Annotated in this window: 24 protein-coding genes and 1 pseudogene; 13 read left to right on the top strand and 12 right to left on the bottom strand. The window is 67.5% G+C overall.

Annotated elements, in window-relative coordinates; genetic code table 11:
- The first annotated feature begins 1 nt into the window (after position 1).
- Entirely contained in the window at positions 2–1,042 is a 1,041-nt protein-coding gene (locus DTPSY_RS02320) for a serine/threonine protein kinase (protein WP_012655508.1), read from the top strand.
- A 6-nt stretch (positions 1,043–1,048) separates the two neighbouring features.
- Here DTPSY_RS02320 and DTPSY_RS02315 read toward each other — a convergent pair whose 3' ends face one another.
- The 9 genes and pseudogenes from DTPSY_RS02315 to DTPSY_RS02280 all read right to left on the bottom strand — a co-directional run bounded on the left by DTPSY_RS02315 (position 1,049) and on the right by DTPSY_RS02280 (position 10,484).
- Entirely contained in the window at positions 1,049–1,720 is a 672-nt protein-coding gene (locus tag DTPSY_RS02315; protein WP_012655507.1) for an exosortase H-associated membrane protein, read from the bottom strand.
- 25 nt (positions 1,721–1,745) lie between these two features.
- Positions 1,746–2,258, bottom strand: a pseudogene (gene xrtH / locus DTPSY_RS02310) (exosortase H); the annotation flags it as partial.
- Positions 2,259–2,405: 147 nt separating this feature from the next.
- Entirely contained in the window at positions 2,406–3,398 is a 993-nt protein-coding gene (locus DTPSY_RS02305; RefSeq protein WP_011803936.1) for a Bug family tripartite tricarboxylate transporter substrate binding protein, read from the bottom strand.
- Between the two features lie 203 nt (positions 3,399–3,601).
- Positions 3,602–5,554: a molecular chaperone HtpG gene (htpG, locus tag DTPSY_RS02300; RefSeq protein WP_012655504.1), complete on the bottom strand. Its 1,953-nt coding sequence runs from the start codon at positions 5,552–5,554 to the stop codon at positions 3,602–3,604.
- Positions 5,555–5,900: 346 nt separating this feature from the next.
- Positions 5,901–6,926, bottom strand: coding sequence for a pseudouridine synthase (locus DTPSY_RS02295; RefSeq protein ID WP_238526560.1), 1,026 nt, complete (start codon positions 6,924–6,926; stop codon positions 5,901–5,903).
- 56 nt (positions 6,927–6,982) lie between these two features.
- Complete coding sequence (locus DTPSY_RS02290; RefSeq protein WP_187148596.1) at positions 6,983–7,789, bottom strand: Crp/Fnr family transcriptional regulator; 807 nt, start codon at positions 7,787–7,789, stop codon at positions 6,983–6,985.
- Positions 7,790–7,947: 158 nt separating this feature from the next.
- Positions 7,948–8,145 carry a general secretion pathway protein GspB gene (locus DTPSY_RS18615; RefSeq protein ID WP_238526559.1) on the bottom strand — a complete coding sequence of 66 codons (198 nt, stop codon included), beginning with the start codon at positions 8,143–8,145 and terminating at the stop codon, positions 7,948–7,950.
- Positions 8,138–8,758, bottom strand: coding sequence for a hypothetical protein (locus DTPSY_RS02285; protein WP_238526558.1), 621 nt, complete (start codon positions 8,756–8,758; stop codon positions 8,138–8,140). The genes DTPSY_RS18615 and DTPSY_RS02285 overlap by 8 nt, the downstream gene beginning before the upstream one ends.
- Before the next feature lie 4 nt (positions 8,759–8,762).
- Positions 8,763–10,484 carry an ExeA family protein gene (locus tag DTPSY_RS02280; RefSeq protein WP_041838938.1) on the bottom strand — a complete coding sequence of 574 codons (1,722 nt, stop codon included), beginning with the start codon at positions 10,482–10,484 and terminating at the stop codon, positions 8,763–8,765.
- Positions 10,485–10,708: 224 nt separating this feature from the next.
- On the opposite strand from DTPSY_RS02280, the gene DTPSY_RS02275 reads away from it, so the two are divergent.
- From DTPSY_RS02275 to DTPSY_RS02235, 9 genes are all read left to right on the top strand, one after another.
- Complete coding sequence (locus DTPSY_RS02275; RefSeq protein ID WP_012655500.1) at positions 10,709–12,643, top strand: AMP-dependent synthetase/ligase; 1,935 nt, start codon at positions 10,709–10,711, stop codon at positions 12,641–12,643.
- Between the two features lie 22 nt (positions 12,644–12,665).
- Entirely contained in the window at positions 12,666–13,451 is a 786-nt protein-coding gene (locus DTPSY_RS02270; protein WP_012655499.1) for an ABC transporter ATP-binding protein, read from the top strand.
- 10 nt (positions 13,452–13,461) lie between these two features.
- Positions 13,462–14,391, top strand: a complete 930-nt coding sequence (locus DTPSY_RS02265; RefSeq protein ID WP_012655498.1) for a branched-chain amino acid ABC transporter permease — start codon at positions 13,462–13,464, stop codon at positions 14,389–14,391.
- A gap of 118 nt (positions 14,392–14,509) precedes the next feature.
- Complete coding sequence (locus DTPSY_RS02260; RefSeq protein WP_012655497.1) at positions 14,510–15,586, top strand: branched-chain amino acid ABC transporter permease; 1,077 nt, start codon at positions 14,510–14,512, stop codon at positions 15,584–15,586.
- Positions 15,587–15,662: 76 nt separating this feature from the next.
- Entirely contained in the window at positions 15,663–16,988 is a 1,326-nt protein-coding gene (locus tag DTPSY_RS02255) for an ABC transporter substrate-binding protein (protein WP_012655496.1), read from the top strand.
- A gap of 196 nt (positions 16,989–17,184) precedes the next feature.
- Positions 17,185–17,994: an ABC transporter ATP-binding protein gene (locus DTPSY_RS02250; RefSeq protein WP_012655495.1), complete on the top strand. Its 810-nt coding sequence runs from the start codon at positions 17,185–17,187 to the stop codon at positions 17,992–17,994.
- Between the two features lie 92 nt (positions 17,995–18,086).
- Positions 18,087–19,334, top strand: coding sequence for a phenylacetate--CoA ligase family protein (locus DTPSY_RS02245; RefSeq protein ID WP_012655494.1), 1,248 nt, complete (start codon positions 18,087–18,089; stop codon positions 19,332–19,334).
- A gap of 191 nt (positions 19,335–19,525) precedes the next feature.
- Positions 19,526–20,515, top strand: coding sequence for a tripartite tricarboxylate transporter substrate-binding protein (locus DTPSY_RS02240; protein WP_012655493.1), 990 nt, complete (start codon positions 19,526–19,528; stop codon positions 20,513–20,515).
- Between the two features lie 165 nt (positions 20,516–20,680).
- Positions 20,681–21,718 carry a Bug family tripartite tricarboxylate transporter substrate binding protein gene (locus DTPSY_RS02235; RefSeq protein WP_012655492.1) on the top strand — a complete coding sequence of 346 codons (1,038 nt, stop codon included), beginning with the start codon at positions 20,681–20,683 and terminating at the stop codon, positions 21,716–21,718.
- A gap of 37 nt (positions 21,719–21,755) precedes the next feature.
- Here the strand turns inward: DTPSY_RS02235 and DTPSY_RS02230 are convergent, their stop codons facing one another.
- Positions 21,756–22,079 carry a DUF1840 domain-containing protein gene (locus DTPSY_RS02230; RefSeq protein ID WP_011803921.1) on the bottom strand — a complete coding sequence of 108 codons (324 nt, stop codon included), beginning with the start codon at positions 22,077–22,079 and terminating at the stop codon, positions 21,756–21,758.
- 20 nt (positions 22,080–22,099) lie between these two features.
- Positions 22,100–23,383 (bottom strand): class I SAM-dependent methyltransferase, encoded by a 1,284-nt coding sequence (locus DTPSY_RS02225; protein WP_012655491.1) that lies wholly within the window; start codon positions 23,381–23,383, stop codon positions 22,100–22,102.
- A gap of 289 nt (positions 23,384–23,672) precedes the next feature.
- Here DTPSY_RS02225 and DTPSY_RS18510 point away from each other — a divergent pair, with 289 nt between their 5' ends.
- Together DTPSY_RS18510 and DTPSY_RS02220 are read left to right on the top strand one after the other, a co-directional pair.
- Entirely contained in the window at positions 23,673–23,843 is a 171-nt protein-coding gene (locus DTPSY_RS18510; protein ID WP_012655490.1) for a hypothetical protein, read from the top strand.
- Between the two features lie 114 nt (positions 23,844–23,957).
- A complete protein-coding gene (locus tag DTPSY_RS02220; RefSeq protein ID WP_238526557.1) occupies positions 23,958–24,512 on the top strand; it encodes a hypothetical protein in 555 nt (184 codons plus the stop codon).
- Positions 24,513–24,581: 69 nt separating this feature from the next.
- On the opposite strand, the gene DTPSY_RS02215 is transcribed toward DTPSY_RS02220, so the two are convergent.
- Entirely contained in the window at positions 24,582–25,253 is a 672-nt protein-coding gene (locus tag DTPSY_RS02215) for a DNA-3-methyladenine glycosylase I (protein WP_041838779.1), read from the bottom strand.
- Positions 25,254–25,327: 74 nt separating this feature from the next.
- Here DTPSY_RS02215 and DTPSY_RS02210 point away from each other — a divergent pair, with 74 nt between their 5' ends.
- The gene (locus tag DTPSY_RS02210; protein ID WP_012655487.1) at positions 25,328–26,473 is read left to right on the top strand and encodes an aminopeptidase; all 1,146 of its coding nucleotides are present in this window, start codon (positions 25,328–25,330) and stop codon (positions 26,471–26,473) included.
- Positions 26,474–26,550: the final 77 nt, after the last annotated feature.

Here is a 26,550-nt window from a genome sequence, read left to right as displayed (position 1 = left end):
CATGACCGCGCCCCACACCGATGACACGCTCCACCCCTACGCCAGCCTCACGCCCGACCTGGTGCTGGACGCGCTGGCCAGCGTCGGCTTGTATGGCGACGGCCGGCTGATGGCCCTGGGCTCCTACGAGAACCGCGTGTACCAGGCTACGCTGGAAGACGGCAGTCGCGTGGTGGCCAAGTTCTACCGCCCGGGGCGCTGGAGCGAGGCGCAAATCCTGGAGGAACACGCCTTCTCCCAGGAGCTGGCCGATGCCGAGGTGCCCGTGGTCGCGCCCCTGCTGCTGCACGGCCGCAGCCTGCACCGGCATGCGGGCTTCGACTTTGCCGTCAGTCCCTGGCGCGGCGGGCGCACGCCCGAGCTCGACGACTTCGAGGTGCTGGAGTGGCTGGGCCGCTACCTCGCACGCATCCACAACGTGGGCGCAGCCCGGCCCTTCGCGCAGCGCCCGGCGCTGGACCTGCAGACGTTGGGCCAAGAGCCGCGCGACTGGCTGCTGGGCGCACAAATCATTCCCCTGGACCAACAAACGGAATGGCGCGATGCCTGCGAACAAGCTCTCGAATTAATAGCTGCTGGCGCTTGTCTATCGGGCGCTACAGGCCAATTTGGCTTAAAAGACGCGAGCAACATCCGCCTGCACGGTGACTGCCACCCCGGCAACGTGCTGTGGACGCCCGTGGATGACGCCGGCCACGGCGGCCCGCATTTCGTGGACCTGGACGACGCGCGCATGGGCCCGGCCGTGCAGGATCTGTGGATGCTGTTGTCGGGCGAGCGCCGCCAGCGCACAGTACAGCTATCGGCACTGCTGGACGGCTACGAGCAGCTGCGCCCCTTCGACCGGCGCGAGCTCGCGCTCATCGAGCCGCTGCGCACACTGCGCCTGATCCACTACAGCGCGTGGCTGGCGCGGCGCTGGAGCGATCCGATCTTTCCGATCAACTTTCCCTGGTTCGGCAGCAGCGACTACTGGCGCGGCCAAGTGGACATGCTGCATGAGCAGATCGAGGCCATGCAGGAGCCACCCCTGGTCGCCTGAGGACGGTCAGCCAGCCGATCGCTGCGGGGCCGGCGAGGCAGCCAGGGACTGCTTCCAGCCCCGCACGATCACATTGGTGAAAAACTGACGGTCCAGCCAGAGCCAGACCAGCACCGGCACCAGCGTGGGCAGTACCAGCACGCCCACCTGGTAGCCGTAGACGATGGCCTCCAGCTGCCACTGGTCCACGCGCAGCACCCGCACATCGAACTGCGCCGCGCCCGCCAGTTGCATGAGCAGGTACATCACCAGGCTGAAGGCCTGCGCCGGCAACAGCAAGACATAGCCCAGCGCCGCGCGGGAGGCCCGCCCCGGCGCACGCGCGGCACCCCAAGCCGCCACCAGCAGGGCGGCAAAGATCGGCAGGCCATAGGCGTAGCGGCCCGGGTCGGCCTCCAGCGTGACTTCGGCCCGGCGCCCGCCGGAGTTGGGTACGGCGATCTCCACCGCGGTGTCCACCTCCATGCGGCCCAGCTGCTGGTGTACGCCGCGCACCCACATGGGTGCCGCCTGTTCCAGCGCCACATGGGAGAGCCATGCCACAGGGTAGGAGAGCCATGGCGAGGCCTTGGTCCACAGCAGCGTGAGCACAATCATGGCGCCAAAGGCATACAGGACAAAGCGCGTGAGCACGGAGGGTCGGCGCGCAGGGGCTTCGGATTGCACGGGTTTTGTCACGGGGCAATCCTCCTGCGCCTGGGGCTCAGCGCGGCGACAGGTCGAGCGAGGTGCTCACCTGCCCCTGGCCCTTGTCCAGGCGTGGCATCACCAGCGGCATCGGCGGGGCGGGCGGCTCATCGGGTGGCGGCGTATCCTGGGGCGGCTGCGCCTTGGCACCGGCACGGACCCAAAGCAGCCAGACGATCAGCACATCCAGCATGATGAGCCCCTGCCACAGGAATTCGTGCGCAAAGTTGAATACCGCCGTGTTCCACTGGCCCAGGTAGAAGAGGCTGATCACCCGCACCACGTTCAGCGCCTGCACCGCAGCAAAGCCTGCGACCAGCCCGAACAGTTTGTGGCGCAAGGAGGAAGGAAAGGCGATCACGGCCGCGAACAGGACGATGCAGGCCTCGATCCCGTTGCACCCCGGTTCGATGGACACGCCAAAGCCCGTGAGGGTGTTCCACAGCACCTTGCCCTGCGCAGCGGCCGTGGTATCAAACCAGGTGACCAGCCCTGCGCAGATGCGGGCCAACAGCGCCGTCCAGGGCAACTGGACACCGCCAGCGCTATCGACCCGACATGCCTGTCATCGGGTGCTGCGGCAGGGGCTCAGCAGGCTCAGCCTCACGCTGCAGAGCCCTCTTTGGACCTGCCTAGCCCACCCTGCAACGAACTGCGCGAGGACCGTGCGCCTCGATCAGTCCTGCTTGGCGCCGGATATTTTCACCAGCTTATCGATGATGGGGTTGGACGCCTCAAAGTCCTTGCGGAACTGTGCGGCCCCGCCTTCCACCCCTTCCAGGCCGAAGACCTGCAGGCGGGCCTTCATCGCGGTGGAGTGGATGATTTGCACCGCCTCCTTCTCCAGGCGGGCCAGGATGGGCTTGGGCGTGCCCGCCGGCGCCAGCATGGTGAACCAGGCGATGGTCTTGAACTCCGGGTCGGGAAAGCCCGCCTCGGCCATCGTGGGCACGTCGGGCAAATCAGCCAATCGCCGGGGGCCCAGGATCGCCAGCGGGCGCAGGCGCTCGGCCTTGATCTGCGGCTGCGCGGCGGCCAGCGTGCCCATGCCCCAGGAGACCACGCCCGCAGACAGGTCCTGGATGTGCGGCGCCTCGCTCTTGTAGGCCACGTGCGTCATCTCCAGCTTGCGCGAGTCGCTGAGGTAGGCGCTCATCAGGTGGCCGGGCGAGCCGGTCCCGTACGAGCCGTAGTTGATCTTGCCCTTGTTCTGTTGCGCCCAGGCCATGAATTCCTTCATGTTCTTGACGGGCACGTTGGCGTTGACCATCAGCACCAGGCTGGTGGCAGCGATCTGGGTGATGAACTCGAAGTCCTTGCGGATGTCGTACGGCACCTTGGAAAACATGTGGTGCGCGTAGAACACGGGCGTGGAGTACGACACCAGCACCGTGTAGCCATCAGGCGCCGCACGCGCGACCGCATTGGCGCCCAGCATGCCCGAAGCCCCGCTCTTGTTGTCCACCACCACCGGCTGGCCCAGGCGCTTACCGAGTTCGTCGGCCAGCACGCGGCCTACCACGTCGGTGCCGCCCCCGGCGGCGGCCGGGATCACCATGGTGATGGGCCGGCGCGGATAGTCCTGCGGCGCGGCCGCATTCTGGGCCAGGGCCAGCCCCGAACAGCCCCACACCAGGGCAGAAAAAACCAGCGATGTCTTGATTCCCATGTCACAACCCTTTCTGATCGGAACGCAGGTTTCGATATTCACCATCTGAGGTCCAGACAACCATTAGGGATAGCCTTGATGTGGACCGGGACACGCGGAACCGCCGTGGCGCAAAAAAACCCGGCCTGCTTGCGCAGGACCGGGTGTAGTCGGTCTGTAGAGACGGCCCGGCACAGGCCGGGCGCGAGGGTGGCAGGCCCGCCTCAGGCCAGCAGCGCGTTCACGCGCTTCACGTACGCGGCCGGGTCCTCGGGCAGGCCTCCTTCGGCCAGCAACGCCTGGTCGAACAGGATGTGCGCCAGGTCGTGAAAGTGCACGCTGCCGTCCAGCTTCTTGACCAGCGCATGCTCGGGGTTCACTTCCAGCACAGGCTTGGCGTCAGGCGCGCTCTGGCCGGCCTGCTTGAGCAGGCGCGCGAGCTGCGTGCTCATGCCGCCGTCCTGCACCACCAGGCAAGCGGGCGAATCAACCAGGCGCGTGGTCACGCGCACGTCCTCGGCCTTGTCCTTGAGCGCTTCCTTGAGCTTGGCGAGCACGGGCTTGAAGGCCTCGGCGGCCTCCTCGGCGGCCTTCTTCTCGGCCTCGTCCTGCAGCTTGCCCAGGTCCACCGCGCCCTTGGCCACGGACTGCAGCGGCGTGCCATCGAAGTCCTGCAGGTAGTTCAGCGCCCACTCGTCCACGCGGTCGGTCATGAGCAGCACCTCGATGCCCTTCTTCTTGAAGACTTCGAGCTGCGGGCTGTTCTTGGCGGCGGCCAGCGTGTCGGCGGTGATGTAGTAGATGGCCTCCTGGCCCTCCTTCATGCGCGCCTTGTAGTCGGCAAAGGAAACGCTCGGCGTATCCGATGTGGTGGAGGCAAAGCGCAGCAGCTTGGCCAGACGTTCGCGGTTGGCGAAGTCCTCGCCCAGGCCTTCCTTGAGCACGGCGCCGAACTCGGCGTAGAACTGGGTGTACTTGCCTTCCTTGGCCTTGTCCTCGGCGCTGACCACGTCCTGCACGCCATCGGCGCCTTCCGCCGCTGCCTCATGCTTGTCGTGCTTGGCCAGGTCCTCGAGCATGGACAGCACGCGCTTGACCGAGCCATCGCGGATCAGGCGCACGTCGCGGCTTTCCTGCAGCAGCTCGCGGCTCACGTTCAGCGGCAGGTCGGCGGAGTCGATCACGCCCTTGACGAAGCGCAGGTAGCTGGGCATGAGCGACTCGGCGTCGTCCATGATGAACACGCGCTTGACGTACAGCTTCACGCCGGCCTTCTTGTCGCGGTTCCACAGGTCGAACGGCGCCTTGGCGGGGATGTACAGCAACTGCGTGTACTCGGTGTTGCCCTCGACGCGGTTGTGGCTCCAGGTGAGCGGGTTCTCGAAGTCGTGGCTGATGGACTTGTAGAAGTCCTGGTACTGCTCGTCGGTGATGTCCTTCTTGGGCCGCGTCCACAGGGCGCTGGCCTTGTTCACGGTTTCCCACTCGCCGGTCTTCACCATCTGGCCCGGCTCGCCTTCCTTCTCGCTCTCTTTCCACTCCTCCTTCTCCATGAGGATGGGCAGGCTGATGTGGTCGGAATACTTGCCGATCACCTGCTTGATCTTCCAGGCGTTGAGGAACTCCTCGGCATCCTCGCGCAGGTGCAGGATCACGCTGGTGCCGCGCGCCGCACGCTCGATGGCCTCCACCTCGAAGTCGCCCGCGCCGCCGCTGGCCCAGCGCACGCCTTCGCTGGCGGGCAGGCCCGCGCGGCGGCTCTCGACCGTGATGCGATCGGCCACGATGAAGCCCGAGTAGAAGCCCACGCCAAACTGGCCGATCAGCTGCGCGTCGGCCTTCTGGTCGCCCGACAGGCGGTTCATGAAGTCGCGCGTACCGCTCTTGGCGATCGTGCCCAGGTGGTCAATGGCCTCCTGCTCGCTCATGCCGATGCCGTTATCGGTGATGGTCAGCGTGCGCGCTTCCTTGTCGAAGGACACGCGCACCTCCAGGTTGGGCGCATCCTCGTACAGCGCGGCATTGTTCAGCGCTTCAAAGCGCAGCTTGTCACAGGCGTCCGAGGCGTTAGAGACCAGCTCGCGCAGGAAGATCTCTTTGTTGGAATACAGCGAATGCGTGACCAGGTGCAGCAGTTGCGCCACTTCGGCCTGGAAGGAATGGGTGTGCTTGCTCATAGGTGTTTTTCAAACAAAGGCAACGGGAAAGAAATCACAGGGGATTCAACCATGTTCTCCGGCGCGGCCGGAACGCATGCGCAGGTGGGGGCGCCGCGACCGGCTTCAAGGGGCGCTGCACGGCGATTTGCCACCAACCGATGCCACGCTGGCCGCATGCCCCAGCGTCGGCGCGATCCTGGGCGCGGTGATCTACAACGCACCGCTGTCGAGCGGCAGCAGCGACTGAACGCCCATTGCAGCCATCAAAAAAGAGAGCGGCTTGCGCTCTCCTTTTCTGCATTTCAAAGGGTTTTGAACTGCAAACGCCCTTTTGGCGAGCGCTAGCAGCTCCTGATTTAATAGCTTAAAAGCGCTCACCCGGCGCCAGATAGCGCCACTGGCCCGGCGGCAGCTTGCCCAGCAGCACCTGGCCGATGCGGATGCGCTTGAGGCCCACCACCTTGAGGCCCACCAGCTCGCACATGCGGCGGATCTGGCGCTTTTTGCCCTCGCGCAGCACGAAGCGCAACTGCTCGGGGTTCTGCCACTCCACCAGCGCCGGCTTGAGCTGCTGGCCGTCCAGCGCCAGGCCATGGTTCAGCAGCGCCAGCTTGTCGGCGGGGAAGACGGCGCGCACATCCTGCGCGCGATCGCCGTACTGCACGCGCACCAGGTATTCCTTGTCCACCGTCGAGTCCTCGCCGATGAGCTGGCGCGCCACGCGGCCGTCCTGCGTCAGCACCAGCAGGCCCACGGAGTCGATGTCCAGCCGCCCGCAGGGTGCCAAGCCCTTGAGTTGCGCCGGCGCGAAGCGCGTGCGGCTCTCATCGTCCTTCCAGTGCGTACGTGGGTTGATCAGCGCCACGGCCGGCGTGTGGCCGTCCTCGGCCTGACCGCTCACATAGCCCATGGGCTTGTGCAGCAGGATGGTCACCTGCTGGCGCTGGTGGCCCTGGGCCGCGCGGTCCACGTCGATGCGGTCGTGCGGCCCCACCTGCAGCCCCATGGCCGCCACCTGCCCGTTGACGCGCACCCAGCCCTGGGCGATCCAGTCGTCGGCCTCGCGGCGCGAGCACAGCCTCAGATCGGCCATGCGCTTGTTCAGGCGCATGCGGCCGTCTGCAGGCGCCTGCGCAGCGCCAGCGGGCGCACGGGTGGCAGGAGGGCGCGGCGCGGCCGGCGCGTGCCGGCTCGCCGTACGGGGGGCGCCTGCCGCGCCGCTGGGTGCGGCCGTGCCTGCCGTCCGGCCCGGCGCCTTGCCGGTAGCCACAGGTGCTGCGGGCGTGGTCGGCTTGCGCAGCACCAGCCGCGGGCGCAGCGGAGTGGGGGAAGCAGAAGCGGACGGTGCGGGGACGGACCGTGCGGGGGGACGGGCGGGCGTTTCGGGCATGGCGCTATTGTCTCGCGCCGTGGAGCGCGCCGCACCCCGCCCCCTCTACCGCGCCTTCAGATCATGGCGGCGGGCTCGTTCTCGTCGGCCGGCGCCCTGCGCGGTGAAGCGCGGCGCCGGGGCCCGGGGCGGTCCGCGTCCGCCGGCTCCATCCGCCTGAACAGGCTGGTGCGCAGCGCCTGCAGGTCCAGCACGCGCAGGCCGCCGTACTCCACGCGGATCGCCCCCTGCGCTTCCAGGGTCGCCAGGGCCTCGTTCACACGTTGGCGCGACAGGCCGACCAGGTAGGCCAGCTCCTGCTGGGTGATGCGCAGCACTTCCCCGACGCCAGGGTAGAGCACGGGGTTGAACAGCGCCGCCAGGCTGCGCGCCACGCGCAGGTCGGGGTTGGTGAGGCGGTCGATTTCCCGCGCGGCGATGAACTGTGCCAGGCGCTCGTTGAGCTGGTTCATCACGAAGCGGTTGAAGCCGATGGAATGGTCCAGCAGCCAATGGAAGGTGTCGATGGGCAGGCCCGCCACCACGCTCTTGCGCAGGGCCTGGATGTTGTAGCGGTAGGGCTCGCGCTTGACCGCCGTGCCTTCGCCGAACCAGCCGCCGGGGGGCACGCCGGTGAAGGTCATCGTCAGCCCGTCGGCGTTGTCCGCGCTCATCTTGAGCAGGCCCTCGACCACCCCAAACCAGTACGTCACCGGCCGGCCCACACGGCACACGTAGTCGCCCGGCTGGGCATCGCCGACGGCCAGCGCTGCCACCGCCCGTTCGCGCTCGGCGGGCTGCAGCAACGCCATCCAGGGAATGCCGCTGAGTTCTTGGGCCGTGGGCGGGCGGCGCCGCTGGTGCAGGGAGGCGTCTTGGCTCATGCGCGCAAGCATGCGGTCAAAGCGCGCCGCGGGGCAGCGGGAATACCACGAACCTACGCCTGGCCGGTCCGAGGTATCGACACACTCGGATGCTATTGATTTAATAGCTGTTAGCGCTTACTGATTCTGGGATCAAGCCCTGTTTGACTACAAACCCATCACTGCGTCGGCAAGGCATAGCGGTAGCCGCGGAACGCCCACACGGTACGCGTCGGCTCGATGCGCTCCAGCACCAGGCCGGGGGCGGCGGTATCCCCCTCGTGCAGCACCTGGCCGTTGACGATCACCATGCGGTACACGGGATTGGACGAGTAGGTCACGCCCGCGAGCTGCAGGGTGGGCAGTTGCTCACGCACGCTCGCCGGCAGGTCGGCCAGGGCAAAGACGGTTCCCGTCGATTCCTGCGGCGCGGGAGCCGGCGGCGCAGCGCGCGGGGCCGGTGCGCGGGCAGGCGCCGCGGGGGCCGGCGCGCTGCGCTCGGGCCGGGGGGCAGGCGCTTCGGCGCGGGCAGAGCGCTCGGGCGTGGGTTTGGATGCTGGCGCTGGCGCTGGCGCTGGTGTTGGTGTTGGTGTTGGTGTTGGTGTTGGTGTTGGCGCTGGCGCTGGCGCTGGTGTTGGTGTTGGTGTTGGCGTGGTTGCGGGGCGCAGTTTCGGGCGCCGGCGCTGCCTCATGGGCCGGCACGGCCATCGGCGCGGCGGAGGCTGGAGCGGCAGGTGCCGGTATTGCGGGTGCAGGCGCCGGCACCACCGCGGCCACCGTCGCACTGGGCGCACGCACCAGCCACCAGGCGCCGGCTGCCGCCCCTACGCCCGCCAGCGCTGCAAGCACCATCCAGGGTAGCCCCCGCGCCGGTGCGGCGCGCTGCACGGTAGGCACCGCCACGGGCGACGCGGGGGTATGCAGGCCGGGCACGCTGCCACGGCCGCGCTCGGCCTGGGCGCGCCGCAGCGCATCAAGAATGTAGGACATGGGTTCAGGCTCCGCTGAGCAAACGCGGCTCCGGCACGCCTGCGGCGCGGTTGAGCAACATCAGGGTCAAGGGACCAGCGCGGCCATCGGGCGTGAGGCCCTGGCCCAGCTGAAATTGGTGGATGCGCGCGCGGCGCGCGGCGGGCGTTGCGGTACGGGCTGCGGCGGCGCCCGCGCCGGCGGCCGCCAGTTGCTGGTCCAGCCAAGCGGCGCCCGCGGCAGTGGCGGTGACGTCGCCCGAATCGGCCAGCTCGGCAGGGGCCTTCCACAGCGTGGCAACCTCGCCGCGCCACAGCGGCGCAAGCTCCGTCACGCGCACCTGCAGCGTCTGGCCCTGCACGCCTTCCAGCGTGGCGGTGCCGTCATCCAGCCGGCGCAGCAAGACCGCCACCTCAGGCGCCAGGGCCTCGCCCTGCGCATCGCCCTCGGCGGGCCGCAGCATCAGCAGCACGGGCCGGTCGAGCTGGCGCAGCAGGTTCAGGCTGGCGCGGCGGCTGCGGTAGCAGCGCAGGCCCTCGGACGCCAGCGCGGCGCAGGGGTCCGCGGCGCCGTCGGACACGCTCGCCTGCCACTGCCGGGCCAGCGCCTGCCAGGCCGCCGGCGCCTGCGCCACGGGCTGGATGGCCAGGAACTGCGCCAACGTCGGCGGGGGCGCTGGCGGGGCCGGCGCGTCGGGTGCAGAAGCAGCCGAGGCGGGGGATGACGCGGGCACGGCCGCAGCCGACGCGGCGATGGCCGGCCTCTGTGTCTGTGTCTGTGCCTGTGTGGAGCCGGCGCCACCGTCTGCGAGCGGCCACCAGCCCAGGGCCCAGGCCAGCCCGCCCAGCGCCGCCGCGCCCACCAGCCCGCCGGTTCCAGCGGCGAGCCAGCGCCCTGCCGAGCCCGGGCGCGGGCGCGCCGTGGCGGGCGCATCGAACACCTCGCGCGCGGCGCGGCGCACCATGGCATCGGTCACCTCGCGCACACCCGCGCCGTAGGCACCCAGCAGGGCACGGTCGCACAGCAGGTTGATGCGCCGCGGCACGCCACCCGTGAGCGCGTGCACGCGCGCCAGCGCCCGCTGCTGAAAAGGCAGCGGCCCTTGCAGCCCGGCCACGGCCATGCGGTGGGCGATGTACTGGCGTGTTTCGTCGGCGCTCAAGGCGTCCAGGTGGTAGCGCGCGATCACGCGCTGCGCGAGCTGCTCCAGCTCCGGCGCCGCCACCATTGCACGCAGCTCGGGCTGGCCGATGAGGATGATCTGCAGCAGCTTGCGCTCGCTGGTCTCGAGGTTGGTGAGCAGGCGCAGCTGTTCCAGCACATCGGGCGCGAGGTTCTGCGCCTCATCGATGATGAGCACGTTGTTGCGCCCCGCCGCGTGCTGCTGCAGCAAGAAGTCGTTGAGCGGGTCCAGGCAGTCCTTCACGGTCTCCGCCCCCGGTATGGCGGGGCGGTGCGCCACGCCGAATTCGTCGCAGATGGAGCGCAGCAGCTCAGGCACCGTGAGCTTCGGGTTGAAGATGTAAGCGACGTTGCACTGCGGCGGAATCTGTTCCAGGAAGCAGCGGCACACCGTGGTCTTGCCGGTCCCGATCTCGCCGGTGAGCAGCACGAAGCCGCCGCCCGCATCCAGGCCGTACAGCAGGTGGGCCAGGGCTTCGCGATGGCGCTCGCTCATGAAGAGGTAGCGCGGGTCGGGCGCGATGGAAAAAGGCGGGTGTTCGAGTCCGAAGAACGGGGCGTACATGGCGGCGAGCATAGCGCCCTCGCCTGTCGCGCCCATGAACCCCTCAGCCTCCCGCGATCACCACCTGTCGAGGGCGGTCAGGGTTAGACCCCTGAGGACTAACCCTTGAATTGTCATCGTAAAGACAAGATAACGTCAAAGTCGTTCCTACCATTGGTTGCAAACCGGCAGCGGACTTCTAGTTTCCCGTGCGCTGCCCTCCACAGACCCTGATAGGAACCGGAATGAAGACCACATTCCCCCATCTACTGCTGCAGCACGCCGCCCAGCGCCCCGACGCTGCAGCACTGCGCGAGAAAGAATATGGCATCTGGCAGACCTGGAGCTGGAAGGACGCCGCGGCCGAGGTGCGCCACATGGCCTGCGGCCTGCTGTCGCTGGGCTTTGCCAAGGGCCAGAACCTGGCGCTGATCAGCGACAACCGGCCACACCTGTACATGGGCTTCGTGGCCGTGCAAAGCGTGGGGGGCGTGCCGATTCCGCTGTACCAGGACGCAGTGGCCGCCGAGATGACCTTCGTTATCCAGGACGCGGAGATTGCCTTCGCGTTTGCCGAAAACCAGGAACAGGTGGACAAGCTGCTGGAGGTGCGCGAATCGGTATCCGGCATCCAGCACATCATCTATGACGACCCGCGCGGCCTGCGCCACTACGACCAGCCGGGCCTCATCAGCACCGCGCAGTTGGTGGCGCGCGGCGCCGAGTGGGACAAGGCCCACCCCGGCGCATGGGATGCACTGGTGGAGCAGATCGACCCGCAGGACGTGTCGGTGATCCTCTACACCTCGGGCACCACGGGCAAGCCCAAGGGCGTGTGCCAGACGCATGCCAGCTTCATCGCCTCTGCGCAAGGCGCGGTGGAGGTGGACCGCCTGGGCCCGCAGGACAACGTGATTTCCTACCTGCCCCCGGCGTGGGTGGGCGACCATCTCTTTTCGCTCGCGCAGTGGATGGTGGCCGGCTTCACCATCAACTGCCCCGAGTCGGCCAGCACCGTCTCCATCGACCTGCGCGAGATCGGCCCCACCTACTACTTCGCCCCGCCGCGCGTGTTCGAAGGCATGCTGACGTCGGTCTCCATCCGCATGGAAGACGCCGCTGCGCCCAAGCGCTGGCTGTTCGAGAAATGCATGCAGCTGGCGCGCCGCGTGGGCTCCGATCTCCTGGACGGCAAGCCCGTGGGCGCAATCGACCGCCTCAAGTACCGCCTGGCCGATCTCGCCATCTACGGACCGCTGCGCAACGTGATGGGCCTGTCGCGCATCCGCGTGGCCTACACGGCAGGCGCGGCCATCGGGCCCGACCTGTTCCGCTTCTTCCGCTCCATCGGAATCAACCTCAAGCAGCTCTACGGTCAGACGGAAACCTGCGCCTACGTCTGCCTGCAGCGTGATGGCCAGGTGGATCTGAACACCGTGGGCCAGGCGGCCCCCGGCATCGAGCTGAAGATCGCCGACAACGGCGAGGTGCTGGTCAAGGGCGTGTCGGTGCTCAAGGAGTACTACAAGCGGCCCGACGCCACCGCCGAGGTGATCGACGCCGAAGGCTACTTCCACACCGGCGATGCCGGCGTGATCGACGCCAACGGCCAGCTGCGCATCATCGACCGCGCCAAGGACGTGGGCAAGACGGCCAGCGGCGCCATGTTCGCGCCCAACTACATCGAGAACAAGCTCAAGTTCTTCCCGCACATCAAGGAAGCCGTCTGCTTCGGCAACCAGCGCGATCAGGTCTGCGCCTTCATCAACATCGACTACGAGGCCGTGGGCAACTGGGCCGAGCGACAGGGCATCCCTTACGGCGGCTATGTGGACCTGGCCTCCAAGCCCAGGGTGATCGAGCTGATCGCCGACTGCATCTCGCAGGTGAACGCCGACCTGGCCGCCGAAGCTGGCATGGCCGACACGCAGGTCGCGCGCTTCCTCGTGCTGCACAAGGAGCTGGACCCCGACGACGACGAACTGACCCGCACGCGCAAGGTGCGCCGCAATTTCATCGCCGAGAAGTACGGCGTGCTGGTGGACGCGCTGTACACGGGCAAGGCCGAGCAGTTCATCGAAACGCAGGTGAAGTTCGAGGACGGGCGCAAGGGCAGCGTGAGCGCCACGCTGAAGATCACCGACGCCAAGACCTTCCCCGCCACCCGGGCGGCCGCCTGACACGCAACGAGGCAGCAGACACATGACCAGCAAGAAGATTGGCGACGTCATCCTCGACGTCAAGAACATCAGCCTGCGGTTCGGCGGCGTCAAGGCGCTCACCGACATTTCGTTCAACGTGCGCGAGCACGAGATCCGCTCGATCATCGGCCCCAACGGCGCGGGCAAGAGCTCCATGCTCAACTGCATCAACGGCGTGTACACGCCGTCCGAGGGCTCCATCACCTTCCGCGGCCAGACGTTCGGCCACATGAACAGCCGCCAGGTCGCCGAGATGGGCATCGCGCGCACTTTCCAGAACCTGGCGTTGTTCAAGGGCATGAGCGTGATCGACAACATCATGACCGGGCGCAACCTCAAGATCAAAAGCAACCTGCTCCTGCAGGCACTGCGCATCGGACCGGCCGAGCGCGAGGAGATCGCCCACCGCGAGACGGTCGAACACATCATCGACTTCCTGGAGATCCAGGCGCACCGCAAGACCCCCGTCGGCCAGTTGCCCTACGGCCTGCAAAAGCGCGTGGACTTGGGCCGGGCCCTCGCCATGGAACCTCAGGTGCTGCTGCTCGATGAACCCATGGCCGGCATGAACGTGGAGGAGAAGCAGGACATGTGCCGCTTCATCCTGGATGTGAACGACGAGTTCGGCACCACCATCGTCCTCATCGAACACGACATGGGCGTGGTGATGGACATCAGCGACCGCGTCGTGGTGCTGGACTACGGCAAAAAGATCGGCGACGGCGCGCCGGACGAAGTGCGCAACAACGAAGACGTGATTCGCGCCTACCTGGGCACCAGCCACTGAGGGCAAGCAAATGGCATTCTTTCTCGAAACCCTGATCGGCGGCCTGATGGCCGGCATGCTCTACGCGCTGGTGGCACTCGGCTTCGTGCTGATCTTCAAGGCCTCGGGCGTCTTCAACTTCGCGCAGGGTGCCATGGTGCTGTTCGCGGCCCTGGCCATGGCGCGCTTTGCCGAGTGGATCCCGGAGTGGACCGGCATCAGCAACCCCATCGTGGCCAATCTGGCAGCCTTCCTGATCGCGGGCCTGTGCATGTTCGCAGTGGCCTGGTTCATCGAGCGCCTGGTGCTGCGCCACCTCGTGAACCAGGAAGGCGCCACGCTGCTCATGGCCACGCTGGGCATCACCTACTTCCTGGAAGGCCTGGGCCAGACCTTCTTCGGCAGCGACATCTACAAGATCGACATCGGCATGCCCAAGGACCCGGTGTTCCTGCTGGACACCGTGTTCGAGGGCGGCGTGCTCGTGAACAAGGAAGACGTGATTGCCGCAGGCATTGCCGCCGCCCTGGTGGTGGTGCTGAGCATCTTCTTTCAAAAGACCAAGACCGGCCGCGCATTGCGCGCCGTGGCCGACGACCACCAGGCGGCGCAGTCCATCGGCATCCCGCTCAACCACATCTGGGTCATCGTGTGGTGTGTCGCCGGTGTCGTGGCACTGGTGGCCGGGATGATCTGGGGCTCCAAGCTGGGCGTGCAGTTCTCGCTGACCACGGTGGCGCTGCGCGCGCTGCCGGTGGTGATCCTGGGAGGCCTGACCTCGGTGCCGGGCGCCATCATCGGCGGGCTGATCATCGGCGTGGGCGAGAAGCTCTCCGAGGTGTACCTGGGCCCCTTCGTGGGCGGCGGCATCGAGATCTGGTTTGCCTACGTGCTGGCCCTCGTGTTCCTGCTGTTCCGGCCCCAAGGTTTGTTCGGCGAGAAGATCATCGATCGCGTATGACATACGCGATCAACCCGCAGGGTTCTTCGCCGCAGGCGAAGGATGGTCTTCCTGCGAGGGCACGCAGTGCCCGCAGCCAAAAGATCATCGCCCTTGGTTGAAAGATTTGGAGTAAATAATGTTCTACCGCGAAAACGGCCAGTTCAAGACCACCTACAAGGCCGACCAGCAGATCTTTCCCATCACCCAGGACCGCATCGCCATCCTGCTGCTGTTGGCCGTGGCCTTCGTGGCGGTGCCCGCGATGGCGTCGGACTACTTCTACCGCGCCATCCTGATCCCGCTGGTCATCATGTCCATGGCCGCGCTGGGCGTGAACATCCTCGTGGGCTACTGCGGGCAGATCTCGCTGGGCTCGGGCGCCTTCATGGCGGTGGGCGCCTACGGGGCCTTCAACTTCTTCGTGCGCTTCCCTGGGATGCCGCTGGTTCCGGCCCTCATCCTGGGCGGGCTGTGCGCCACGTTCTTCGGCATCCTGTTCGGGCTGCCCAGCCTGCGGGTGAAAGGGCTGTACCTGGCCGTGGCCACGCTGGCGGCGCAGTTCTTCAGCGACTGGATGTTCCTGCGCATCAAGTGGTTCACCAACAATTCCGACTCGGGTTCGGTCTCGGTCAGCAACCTGCAGGTCTTCGGCATGCCGCTGGACAGCGCCATGGCCAAGTACCTGTTCTGCCTGACGCTCCTGGTGGTCGTGGCCCTGCTGGCCAAGAACCTGGTGCGCGGCGCCATCGGCCGCGAATGGATGGCCATCCGCGACATGGACGTGGCCGCCGCCGTGATCGGCATCCGCCCGATGTACGCCAAGCTCAGCGCCTTCGCCGTCAGCTCCTTCATCGTCGGCATGGCGGGCGCGCTGTGGGCCTTCGTGCACCTGGGTTCGTGGGAGCCGGCGGCATTCTCGGTCGAGGTGTCGTTCCGCCTGCTGTTCATGGTCATCATCGGCGGCATGGGTTCCATCATGGGCGCGTTCTTCGGCGCGGCCTTCATCGTGGTGCTGCCCATCTTTCTGAACCAGTTCCTGCCCGCGGTGGCCGGCCTGTTCGGCGTGGACATCTCCACCGCCGCCGTGTCGCATGCGGAACTGATGATCTTCGGCGCGCTGATCGTGTGGTTCCTCATCGTGGAGCCACACGGCCTGGCCAAGCTGTGGTCCATCGGCAAGCAGAAGATGCGCGTGTGGCCCTTCCCCCATTGATGCCATTGCAAGGTGTGTTCCGCGCCGACCGGCGCAATTCAGGCGACGTTCCATCCAACCACAAGGAGACAAGACCATGAAATTCACCCGACTCGCTGCGGCCGCCACGGTGGCCTGCACCCTGGCCGGCTTTGCAGGCGGCGCCGCCGCCCAGGCCAAGGAACAGTTCTTCCCCCTGCTGTCGTACCGCACGGGCCCCTACGCCCCGAACGGCGTGCCCTGGGCCAACGGCAAGCAGGACTACATCAAGATGATCAACGCGCGCGACGGCGGCGTGAACGGCGTGAAGCTGACCTGGGAAGAGTGCGAGACCGGCTACGCCACCGACCGCGGCGTGGAGTGCTACGAGCGTCTGAAGAGCCGCCCCGGCGTGACGCTGTTCGACCCGCAGGCCACCGGCATCACCTTCGCGCTGACCGAGAAGGCGCCCGTGGACAAGATCCCGCTGATGACGCTGGGCTACGGCCTGTCCGTCGCGCAGGATGGCATGGCCTTCAAGTGGAATTTCCCCTACATGGGCAGCTACTGGACCGGCGCCGACATCCTGATCCAGCACATCGGCAAGAACGCCGGCGGCCTGGACAAGCTCAAGGGCAAGAAGATCGCACTGGTCTACCACGACAGCCCCTTCGGCAAGGAGCCGATCCCGCTGCTGCAGGAGCGCTCCAAGATGCACGGCTTCGAGCTGCAGATGCTGCCCGTGACCGCGCCCGGCGTGGAGCAGAAGGCCACCTGGCTGCAGGTGCGCCAGAGCCGCCCCGACTACGTGCTGCTGTGGGGCTGGGGCGTGATGAACTCCACCGCCCTGAAGGAAGCCCAGGCCACGGGCTACCCGCGCGACAAGATGTACGGTGTGTGGTGGGCCGGTGCCGAGCCGGACGTGCGCGACGTGGGCGATGGCGCCAAGGGCTACCACGCGCTGGCGCTCAACGGCCATGGCACGCAGTCCAAGGTCATGCAGGACATCCTCAAGCACGTGCATGGCGCCAACCAGGGCACGGGCCCCAAGGACGAAGTGGGCTCGGTGCTGTACACGCGCGGCGTGATCATCCAGATGCTGGGCGTGGAGGCCGTGCGCCGCGCGCAGGAGCGCTTCGGCAAGGGCAAGGTCATGACCGGCGAGCAGGTGCGTTGGGGCATGGAAAACCTGGCGCTGGACCAGAAAAAACTGGACGCGCTGGGCTTCACCGACCTGATGCGCCCGCTGTCCACCAGCTGCGCGGACCACATGGGTTCTACCTGGGCCCGCGTGCACACCTGGGACGGCAAGCAGTGGAAGTTCTCGTCCGATTGGTACCAGGCCGATGAGCAGGTCATCAAGCCTATGGTCAAGGCCGGCGCGGACAAGTACCTCGCCGACAAGAAGATGTCCCGCCGCGAAGCGGGCGACTGCCAGTCCTAAGGACGTCCCCTGAGGCGCTGCGCGCCATCGCCCTTCTGCTCGGGAAGGGGGATGGCGCCGGTGGTCGGGCAAGACCCGTTCCACGGCGCCTGCTGGCGCGGGTTGCGCCAGGTTCAAGCGGCTGCGCAGGGCAGCCGCCAATCGAGAGGGCTGTGGCGACAGCCCTGCCGATTGGCACCACTACAAGGGCAAGGCTATGGAGTCCAGAAACATCGTTCTCAGCGTCAATGGCATCGAGGTCATCTACAACCATGTGATCCTGGTGCTCAAGGGCGTGTCGCTGCAACTGCCCGAGAAGGGCATTGTCGCCCTGCTGGGCGGCAACGGCGCGGGCAAGACGACCACGCTGCGCGCGATCTCCAACCTGCTCAAGGGCGAGCGCGGCGAGGTCACCAAGGGCAGCATCGAGCTGCGCGGCGAGCAGATCCAGAACCTCTCGCCCGCCGACCTGGTCAAGCGCGGCGTGGTGCAGGTCATGGAGGGGCGCCACTGCTTCGCCCACCTGACCATAGAGGAGAACCTGCTCACCGGCAGCTACACGCGCACCGACAAGGGCGAGATCGCCGCCAACCTGGAGAAGGTCTACAACTACTTCCCGCGCCTGAAGACGCGCCGCACCAGCCAGGCGGCCTACACCTCGGGCGGGGAGCAGCAGATGTGCGCGATCGGCCGAGCCATCATGAGCAACCCCAACATCGTGCTGCTGGACGAGCCCTCCATGGGCCTGGCGCCGCAGATCGTGGAAGAGGTGTTCAACATCGTGAAGGATCTCAACGCCAAGGAAGGCACGACCTTCCTGCTGGCCGAGCAGAACACCAACATGGCGCTGAAGTACGCGGACTACGGCTACATCATGGAAAGCGGCCGCATCGTCATGGACGGCGCCGCGCAGGACCTGGCCAGCAACGAAGACGTGAAGGAGTTCTACCTGGGCGTCGGCGGTGGCGAGCGCAAGAGCTTCAAGGACGTCAAGAGCTACAAGCGCCGCAAGCGCTGGCTGGCCTAATTACTCTCAAATTAATAGCTTCTAGCGCTTGGCAGGCAAGCTCTGGAGGCCGATTTTTCCCTAAACCCCTCCCAACGACAGGAGACCCAGGCATGAGCATGTTCTACGACGCCCTGGAAACCCGCGCCCCCGCCGAGCGTGAAGCCGCCCTCATGGCGGCCCTGCCCCGGCAGATCGCCCACGCCCAGCAGGCCAGCCCCGCCTTCGCCGGCATCCTGGCGGGCGTGGACGCCACCACCATCACCGACCGCGCCGCGCTGGCCCGCCTGCCCGTCACGCGCAAGTACGAACTGCTGGAGCGCCAGCAGGCGCAGCGCGGCCAGAATGCGTTCGGCGGCTTCAGCGCCCTGGGATTCGGGCGCCACATGCCCCGCGTGTTCGCCAGCCCCGGCACCATCTATGAGCCCGAGGGCGCGCGGCCGGACTACTGGCGCATGGCACGCGCCATGTATGCCGCGGGGTTTCGCCCCGGCGAGCTGATCCACAACAGCTTCAGCTACCACTTCGTGCCTGCCGGATCGATGATGGAGACTGGCGCCCACGCGCTGGGCTGCACGGTCTTTCCGGGCGGCACGGGGCAGACCGAGCAGCAGGTGCAGGCCATGGCCGAACTGCGCCCGGCCGGCTACATCGGCACGCCCAGCTTCCTGAAGATCATCCTCGACAAGGCCCACGAACACGGCGTGGCGCTGCCCAGCGTGACCAAGGCGCTGGTCTCGGGCGAGGCCTTCCCGCCCTCGCTGCGCGACTGGCTGGCCGCGCGCGGCGTGACGGGCTACCAGTGCTACGCCACGGCAGACCTGGGCCTGATCGCCTATGAGACCAGCGCGCGCGAAGGCCTGGTGCTGGACGAGGGCGTGATCGTCGAGATCGTGCGCCCGGGCACCGGCGACCCGGTGCCCGAGGGCGAAGTGGGCGAGCTGGTCATCACCACGCTGAACCCCGACTACCCGCTGATCCGCTTCGGCACCGGCGACCTGTCGGCCGTACTGCCGGGCCAGTGCCCCACGGGCCGCACCAACACCCGCATCAAGGGCTGGATGGGCCGCGCGGACCAGACCACCAAAGTGCGCGGCATGTTCGTGCATCCCGGCCAGATTGCCAGCGTGGTCAAGCGCTTCCCCCAGGTGCAGCGCGCGCGGCTGGTGGTCAGCGGCGAGATGGCCAACGACCAGATGGTGCTGCAGGTGGAGACCACGGAAACCGCCGCAGGCATGGCCCAGCAACTGGCCGAAGCGCTGCGCGAAGTGACCAAGCTGCGCGGCGACGTGCAGATGGTGCCCCCCGGCAGCCTGCCCAACGACGGCAAGGTCATCGAGGACGCGCGCAGCTACCGCTGATGCCCCGCGGGGCGGCCGGCCGGCGCCGTCCGTCGCCACAGCGTCGTGCGCGGCACACAAGCCGCCCGCAGCCGCGTCAACCCCCTGGGGTCAAACGTCGCCCATTTGTCAGGCGGTGCGGCCTCGGGGGTTTCCTTGATGTCCGGCACGCCGTTTCTCTCTATGATTGCGCCTCTTTTCCAAGGAGCATCATGAGAACGACATTCAAGATCGCCGTGGGAGCGGCCGCCATCCTGGCTGCATTCGGCGCATCCGCCCAGGCCTATCCGGTCAAGGACAAGAACATCACCATCGTCGTGCCCTTCTCGGCCGGCGGCCCCACCGACCGCGTGGCCCGTGACCTGGCAGAGGCCCTGCGCAAGCCCCTGGGCGGTGCTACGGTCGTCGTCGAAAACGCCGCCGGTGCAGGCAGCACCATTGGCGCAGCCAAGGTGGCCCGCGCACAGCCGGACGGCTACACCCTGCTGCTGAACCACATCGGCATGGCTACCATCCCCACGCTGTACCGCAAGCTGTCGTTCAACGTGTTGAACGACTTCGAGTTCCTGGGCATCGTCAACGACGTGCCCATGACCATCATCTCGCGCCCGACGCTGGATGCCAAGAACTACAAGGAATTGGCCACCTGGATTGCGCAGAACAAGGAAAAGGTGAACCTGGGCCACTCCGGCCTGGGCTCGGCCGGCCATCTGTGCGGCCTGATGTTCCAGCACGCGCTGCAGTCGCACATGACGCCTGTGGCCTACAAGGGCGCGGCGCCCGCCATCACCGACCTGATTGGCGGCCAGATCGACCTGATGTGCGACCAGACCACCAACACCACGACGCAGATCGAGGGCAAGAAGGTCAAGGCCTTTGCCGTGACCACCAACCAGCGCCTGACGATGCCGTCGCTCAAGGACTTGCCGACGCTGCAGGAAAGCGGCCTGAAAGACTTCAACGTCTCCGTCTGGCATGGCCTGTATGCCCCCAAGGGCACGCCCGCCGCCGTGCTGACGCGCATCAACGAAGCGCTGCAAGTGGCCGTGAAGGATCCTGACTTCATCAAGAAGCAGGAAGGCCTGGGCGCCGTGGTGGTGGCCGACAAGCGCGTGCTGCCGGCCGAACACAAGAAGTTCGTGCAGTCCGAAATCGAAAAGTGGGGCATGGTGATCAAGGCAGCCGGCACTTACGCCGACTGATCTGCGCCAGCGCGGCGGGCGCGTCCGTCTGCCCGCCTTTCCTGCCAACGCCCGGTGCCCGCGCACCGGGCGTTTTTTCATGGGAACTGCGGGTAATCCTGCTGCCCCTGCGCGGCTGCGGCGCCTACAACCGAAGCCTTCTTTCACGCTTTTTGGAAAGACCGCATGCCGCACACATCCACCCCACGCCGCACCCCACCGCGCCGCCAGGCCCTGCACGCCATCGGGGCGCTTCTTGCATTGGGCCTGGGCGCCACGGGCGCCGCGTATGCCCAAGCCAGCCCATGGCCGGCCAAGCCGGTCCGCATCGTGGTGCCGTTCGCCGCCGGGGGTACCACCGACATCCTGGCGCGCGCCATTGCGCCCGAGCTGGGCAAGGCCTTTGGCCAGCAGTTCATCGTGGACAACCGCGGCGGCGCGGGAGGCAACATCGGTGCCGAACTGGTGGCCAGGTCCGCCCCTGACGGATACACGCTGCTGATGGGCACCGTGGGCACGCATGGCATCAACCGCGCGCTGTACAAGCAGTTGCCCTACGACCCGATCAAGGACTTCGCGCCCGTCACGCTTGTCGCGTCGGTGCCCAACGTGATGGTCATGAACACCGAGAAGGCGCGCAGCCTGGGCATCAACACTGTGCAGGACTTCATCCGCTATGCCCAAGCCAACCCGGGCAAGCTCAACATGGCGTCCAGCGGCAACGGCACCTCGATCCACCTGGCCGGCGAGCTGTTCAAGAGCATGACCGGCACCTACATGCTGCACATGCCCTACCGCGGATCTGCGCCCGCGCTGCTGGACATGGTGGGCGGCAACATGGACGTGATGTTCGACAACCTGCCCTCCTCCATGGCCCATATCAAAGGCGGCAAGCTCAAGGCGCTGGCGGTCACCAGCGCGAAACGCTCCACCGCCCTGCCCGACGTCCCCACGGTGGAAGAGGCCGGCGGCCCCGCGCTCAAGGGCTTCGAAGCCAGTTCATGGTTCGGACTGCTGGCGCCCGCGGGCACGCCGGCCGACATCGTCCAGCGCGTCCAACAGGAGGTGGCCAAGGCGCTGGCCACCCCTGCCGTCAAGGAGCGGCTACTGTCCCAGGGAGCGATTCCCGGCGGCAATACGAGCGCCGAATTTGCCAGCCTGATCGACCGCGAGCACCGCAAGTGGGCGCAGGTGGTGAAGGCGTCGGGCGCGAAGGTGGATTGAAGATCGGATGCGCGCGCCCGCCGGGGCGCGCTGCGCGTCACCAGACCACGTCGCAATCCTCGGCGGCGCTGCGGCGCAGCATGTCGATGAAGGGCGCCGCGCGCTGGCGCAGGCGCACGCCGTCGCCGCGAGGGGCCTCTTCCTCGGTCTGATCGTCCTCGTCCGGGGCGGTGGCCGCTGCAGCGGCCTCTTCAACCGCTACCGCCTCTTCCAGCGCGCGGATGGCGGCAGGAATCTGCGCGGCGGTGATGATGCCGTGCGGCTCATTCGGCGACTTGCCGATGATCTCCAGCAGCTGTTTGCCATTGGGCTCCAGCATGATGACGTCGGCGGTGGCGCGGGATTTGAATTTGAAAAGCATCGAAGTTCCAGGACAAAGGATCAGTGGATGGCCGCAGGGCCTTCATACATGTAGGCGCGGCTGAAAGGATAGTCGGACTGCGCACCCTTGAGCACGCCATCTTCCGCGTGGCCCGTGGGCCGCACGGCCAGCATCTGGTGCAGCGCGGTCCAGCCGCGCTCGAAGGCCAGGGCGCAGCCCGCCAGGTACAGCCGGTAGGCGCGCAGGGCCTTCTCGCCGCGTTCCTTGCCGTGCTGCGCGACCAGCACGCTGCGCGCCTCGTCCTGACGGGCCTCCAGCGCATCCGACCAGGCCCACAGCGTGCGGGCGTAGTGGGGGCGCAGGTTCTCCGTGTCCACCATCTCCAGCCCGGCCCGGGCCATGTCGTGCAGCACCGTGCTCACATGCAGAAGTTCGCCGCCGGGGAAGATGTAGCGCTCGATGAAATCGCCCAAGCCGGCGCCCAGCCGTGGGTTGTCCAGCCCGCCCGACGTGATGCCGTGGTTGAGCAGCAGGCCGCCCGGGCGCAGCAGACGGTGCACGGTGGCGAAGTACCGCTCCATCTGCGAACGGCCCACATGTTCGAACATGCCGACCGAGGCAATCTTGTCGAACGGCTGCTCCACCTGCAGTTCGCGGTAGTCCAGCAACTGCATGCGCACACGACCCTGCAGGCCGCGCTCCTCGATGAGCCGCTGCACATGCGCATGCTGGTTGCGCGACAGCGTGATGCCCGTAGCGTCCACGCCATACTCCTGCGCGGCCCACAGCAGCAGCCCGCCCCAGCCGGCGCCAATGTCCAGGAAGCGGTCGCCGGGACGCAGCAGGAGCTTGCGGCAGATGTGGTCCAGCTTGGCCTCCTGTGCCTGGGCCAAGCTCATGTCAGGCGTGCGGTAATAGGCGCAGGAATAGACGCGCCGCGGGTCCAGCCACAGGGCGTAGAAGTCGTCGGACAGGTCGTAGTGGAACTGGATATTGCGTGCGTCATGGGACAGGGTGTGCGCCGCCATCGAACGCGCACGCAGCAACACGCGCTGCCACCCAGTCGCCGCTCCCTCGTGCGTGGGGTTCAGCTTGAGCAGCGCCGCGGCCGCCGTCATCAACTGGCGCATGCTGCCTTCCAACGCCACGCGGCCTTCGACGATGGCCGCGCCCACGTTGCCGATCTCGCCCATGGCCAGGGCCACCACGGCCATGCGGTCGCGAAAACGCAACCGCAGGTCGGCATTGGCGTCACCCAGGCGCGCGCCGTCGGGCAGTTCGACAGCCACCCCTACAGGGGAAAGCGCCAGGCTGGCCTCCAGGGAGTGGAGCAGAAGCTTCATGGCATGTCCCTCGGTCTCCATGACGACTGCCATTCTTGAAGGGCGCGGGCAGGCCCGTCAATGGGCGCTGGCCGACATGCCAGCAAGGTGCTGTCTGACAGGTGCCGCGCGCACCGCCACCGGCAATGCCGCGGAAAAATTGCGGTGGATGTCCCGCCAGACATGCGCCAACAGCTCATTTATTAATAGCATATTTGGTGTCGCGCCTGGCACACCCCTCGGCCTTGGAAGGGCGCTCGCGGCTATGGCCTAATAGGGAGTTTTCACCGTTTTCATTTCAGGAGCCATCATGGGCAACAAAATCGTCACCGAAGCCGACCGCAAGCGCACTCCCCGTCCCACCCCCATGCCCGGCATGGCAGTGACCACGCACGGCCGCGGCCAGCGCGTGAGCCTGGAGCGCGGCGTGGCCACGCGCAGCAAGAAAAACCCTGGCAAGCGCAGCAACAAGGGCGGCTGATCGCCCCTTTTGCCCGGCTTAGCCTGCAAGCCCTCTTCGGAGGGCTTTTTCATGGGCGGCGCTGCACGCAGCCCGTGCCGCACAATCGCCGCATTCCCGCTACCGGAAGGCCCCATGCCCCAGACGCCCGCGCCACTGTCTCCCGAAGATGCCGCCGCGCTGTACCAGGCCCTGCGCGCCGAGGGCATGGCCGACGCCCTCACCACGCTGCACATCGGTGGCGCGCACACGCGGCTGCTGAGCGGCGCCGCAGACGCGCCCGCGCTGCTGCGCACGCTGGACATCGGTGCGCGCGTGACGGCCGCCACCTGCTTTGCCCACCAGCCGCCCACGGAGGCCGATCTGGAGCACGCGATCATGCTGGTGGAAGATGCGGTGATGCCGGTGCGCGCCCTGCTGGCGCCCGGCTCCACGCTCTACACAGCCGACGGCGGCATACGCCAGATCGCGCTGGCTGCGGGCCTGCCGGCGCAGCCGGAGTTGCACCTGTCGCTGGAAGCGGTGGAGGACACCTTCAACCGCCTGGCCGCCCTCAGCCTAGGGCGCCCCGCCACGCAAGACACCCTTGCGCAGGACAACGCCTTCGCGGCCACGCTGCTCATCCTGCGCGAGTGCCTGCACCATCTGGGGTTTGACCACATCGTGGTCCGGTCCGACGCGGTGGTTTAGGGCCTGTTCACACTATTTTTGCCAGTGCGAATAGCGTGAGCAGGCCTTAAGCCGGCTTTGGGGCGCGCATCAGCCCGCAGCGGGGGGTGTGAACGCGGCGCGCGCGGCCTCTGCCGCAGCGCGTGCGCCGCAGCCCTCCAGGTGGTCGTTGACCAGCCCCATGGCCTGCATGAAGGCATACATGGTGGTTGGACCCACGAAGCTGAACCCACGCTTCTTCAAATCCTTGGACAGCGCCACCGACGCCGCCGAGGTGGTCATCGCACGCACCGCAGGCAGCGTCATGCGCTCGGGCCGCTGCTGCGCGGCCAGGGGCGCATAGCGCCACACATAGTGCGCCAGCGACCCGAACTCGCGGCGCAGCTCCAGCACGCGGCGCGCATTGTTGATGGCCGACTCGATCTTGCCGCGGTGGCGCACGATACCGGCGTTGCCCATCAGTTGGTCCACCTCGGCGGCGCCGAAGTCCGCCAGCGGCTCGGCCTCGAACTGCGCCAGCGCCGCGCGGAAGGCCTCGCGCTTGTTCAGGATGGTGATCCACGACAAGCCGGCCTGGAACCCCTCCAGGCAGAGCTTCTCGAACAGGCGGCGCTCGTCCGTCACCGGGAAGCCCCATTCGTGGTCGTGGTAGTGCTGGTACAGCGGGCTGGCGCCGCACCAGAAGCAGCGCGCATGGCCGCCCTCGTCGGTGAACAGGCCACTGGCTTCGTCTGGGGAGGAGGGTTCGGTGGTTTCGAGCATGGGGGCATTGTGGGGGTTGGGTCGCATGGCGCAAGAACGTCTTGCTATGCTTGGCCGCACCCGCCTCCGCCACCATGAGCACATCCACCCCATCGCCCCGGCGCCCGTGGCCACTGCTGGCAGCCGCGCTGCTGCTGGGCGGCTGCGCCCAGTCGGGCGGCACGTTGGGCTACTACTGGCAGTCCCTGCGCGGGCACCTGGAGATCATGAACGCCGCGCGCCCGGTGCAGGAGTGGATCACCCACCCCGACACCTCCGCGCCGCTGCGCGAGCGGCTGCAGCTGGCCCAGCGCGCCCGGGCGTTCGCGGTGGACGAGCTGGCCCTGCCCGACAACGCCAGCTACCGCCGCTATGCGCGCCTGGACCGCACGGCTGCCGTGTGGAACGTGGTGGCGGCGGGCCCCTATTCGCTCACGCTGCACCGCTGGTGCTTTCCGATCACCGGCTGCATCGGCTACCGCGGCTACTTCGACGAGCCCGGCGCACGGGCCGAGGCCGCGCGCCTGGCGGCCACGGGACTGGAGGTCAGCGTGTACGGCGTACCCGCGTATTCCACGCTGGGCTACAGCAACTGGATGGGGGGCGACCCGCTGCTGTCCACCTTCATCGGCTGGCCCGAGGGCGACTTCGTGCGGCTGCTGCTGCACGAATTGGCGCACCAGGTGGCGTATGCCGAGGGCGATACCGCGTTCAACGAATCCTACGCCACGGCGGTGGAGCGGCTGGGCGTGCAGCGCTGGCTGCAGCAGCACGCCACCCCGGCCACCCGCGCCCAGTTCGCGGCCAGCGAGGAGCGCCGCGCGCAATGGCGCGCGCTGACCCAGGCAACGCGCCGACGGCTGGCCGAGATTTATGCATCAAATGGGGCTGTAACGCCCGACCATCAAGCGCTATCAGCTATGAAAAAAGAAGCAATGCAGGACTTCCGCGCGGCCTATGCCACGCTGCGCGCGCGCTGGCTGGCCGCACACGTCCCGGAGGCACAACTGGCGGCGCTGGACCGTTGGGTGCGCGATGCCAATAACGCCAGCTTCGCCGCGCAGGCGGCTTATGACGAAGGGGTGCCCGCATTCATGGCGCTGTTCGAGCGCGAGGGGCGCGACTGGCCGCGCTTTCATGCAGCCGTGCGGGCGCTGGCCCAGGCGCCGCAGGCCGAGCGCACCGCCGCGCTGCAGGCGCTGGCGCCACAGCCGCCCCGGGTGGCCCACGGCGGAGGCTGACGCCGCGTTGCCCCCGCCCGCATGCCTGCCTGCGGCTTCGCGGCCTGGGGGGCCCACACGCTGGCGGGCCCACAGCG

It is taken from the genome of [Acidovorax] ebreus TPSY, assembly GCF_000022305.1.
GTDB lineage: Bacteria > Pseudomonadota > Gammaproteobacteria > Burkholderiales > Burkholderiaceae_C > Diaphorobacter > Diaphorobacter nitroreducens.
This window is presented reverse-complemented; position numbering and strand designations above follow the sequence as displayed.

Excerpts from the sequence above, each read along its gene's own strand:
- DTPSY_RS02265 (WP_012655498.1), top strand. The coding sequence starts at position 13,462 with ATGGCATTCTTTCTCGAAACCCTGATCGGCGGCCTGATGGCCGGCATG.
- DTPSY_RS02275 (WP_012655500.1), top strand. The coding sequence starts at position 10,709 with ATGAAGACCACATTCCCCCATCTACTGCTGCAGCACGCCGCCCAGCGC.
- DTPSY_RS02295 (WP_238526560.1), bottom strand. The coding sequence starts at position 6,926 with ATGCCCGAAACGCCCGCCCGTCCCCCCGCACGGTCCGTCCCCGCACCG.
- DTPSY_RS02305 (WP_011803936.1), bottom strand. The coding sequence starts at position 3,398 with ATGGGAATCAAGACATCGCTGGTTTTTTCTGCCCTGGTGTGGGGCTGT.
- DTPSY_RS02255 (WP_012655496.1), top strand. The coding sequence starts at position 15,663 with ATGAAATTCACCCGACTCGCTGCGGCCGCCACGGTGGCCTGCACCCTG.
- DTPSY_RS02270 (WP_012655499.1), top strand. The coding sequence starts at position 12,666 with ATGACCAGCAAGAAGATTGGCGACGTCATCCTCGACGTCAAGAACATC.
- DTPSY_RS02225 (WP_012655491.1), bottom strand. The coding sequence starts at position 23,383 with ATGAAGCTTCTGCTCCACTCCCTGGAGGCCAGCCTGGCGCTTTCCCCT.
- DTPSY_RS02245 (WP_012655494.1), top strand. The coding sequence starts at position 18,087 with ATGAGCATGTTCTACGACGCCCTGGAAACCCGCGCCCCCGCCGAGCGT.
- DTPSY_RS02210 (WP_012655487.1), top strand. The coding sequence starts at position 25,328 with ATGAGCACATCCACCCCATCGCCCCGGCGCCCGTGGCCACTGCTGGCA.
- DTPSY_RS02215 (WP_041838779.1), bottom strand. The coding sequence starts at position 25,253 with ATGCTCGAAACCACCGAACCCTCCTCCCCAGACGAAGCCAGTGGCCTG.
- DTPSY_RS02235 (WP_012655492.1), top strand. The coding sequence starts at position 20,681 with ATGCCGCACACATCCACCCCACGCCGCACCCCACCGCGCCGCCAGGCC.
- DTPSY_RS02290 (WP_187148596.1), bottom strand. The coding sequence starts at position 7,789 with ATGAGCCAAGACGCCTCCCTGCACCAGCGGCGCCGCCCGCCCACGGCC.
- DTPSY_RS02260 (WP_012655497.1), top strand. The coding sequence starts at position 14,510 with ATGTTCTACCGCGAAAACGGCCAGTTCAAGACCACCTACAAGGCCGAC.
- DTPSY_RS18510 (WP_012655490.1), top strand. The coding sequence starts at position 23,673 with ATGGGCAACAAAATCGTCACCGAAGCCGACCGCAAGCGCACTCCCCGT.
- DTPSY_RS02320 (WP_012655508.1), top strand. The coding sequence starts at position 2 with ATGACCGCGCCCCACACCGATGACACGCTCCACCCCTACGCCAGCCTC.
- htpG (WP_012655504.1), bottom strand. The coding sequence starts at position 5,554 with ATGAGCAAGCACACCCATTCCTTCCAGGCCGAAGTGGCGCAACTGCTG.
- DTPSY_RS02230 (WP_011803921.1), bottom strand. The coding sequence starts at position 22,079 with ATGCTTTTCAAATTCAAATCCCGCGCCACCGCCGACGTCATCATGCTG.
- DTPSY_RS02250 (WP_012655495.1), top strand. The coding sequence starts at position 17,185 with ATGGAGTCCAGAAACATCGTTCTCAGCGTCAATGGCATCGAGGTCATC.
- DTPSY_RS02285 (WP_238526558.1), bottom strand. The coding sequence starts at position 8,758 with ATGTCCTACATTCTTGATGCGCTGCGGCGCGCCCAGGCCGAGCGCGGC.
- DTPSY_RS02280 (WP_041838938.1), bottom strand. The coding sequence starts at position 10,484 with ATGTACGCCCCGTTCTTCGGACTCGAACACCCGCCTTTTTCCATCGCG.
- DTPSY_RS02220 (WP_238526557.1), top strand. The coding sequence starts at position 23,958 with ATGCCCCAGACGCCCGCGCCACTGTCTCCCGAAGATGCCGCCGCGCTG.
- DTPSY_RS02240 (WP_012655493.1), top strand. The coding sequence starts at position 19,526 with ATGAGAACGACATTCAAGATCGCCGTGGGAGCGGCCGCCATCCTGGCT.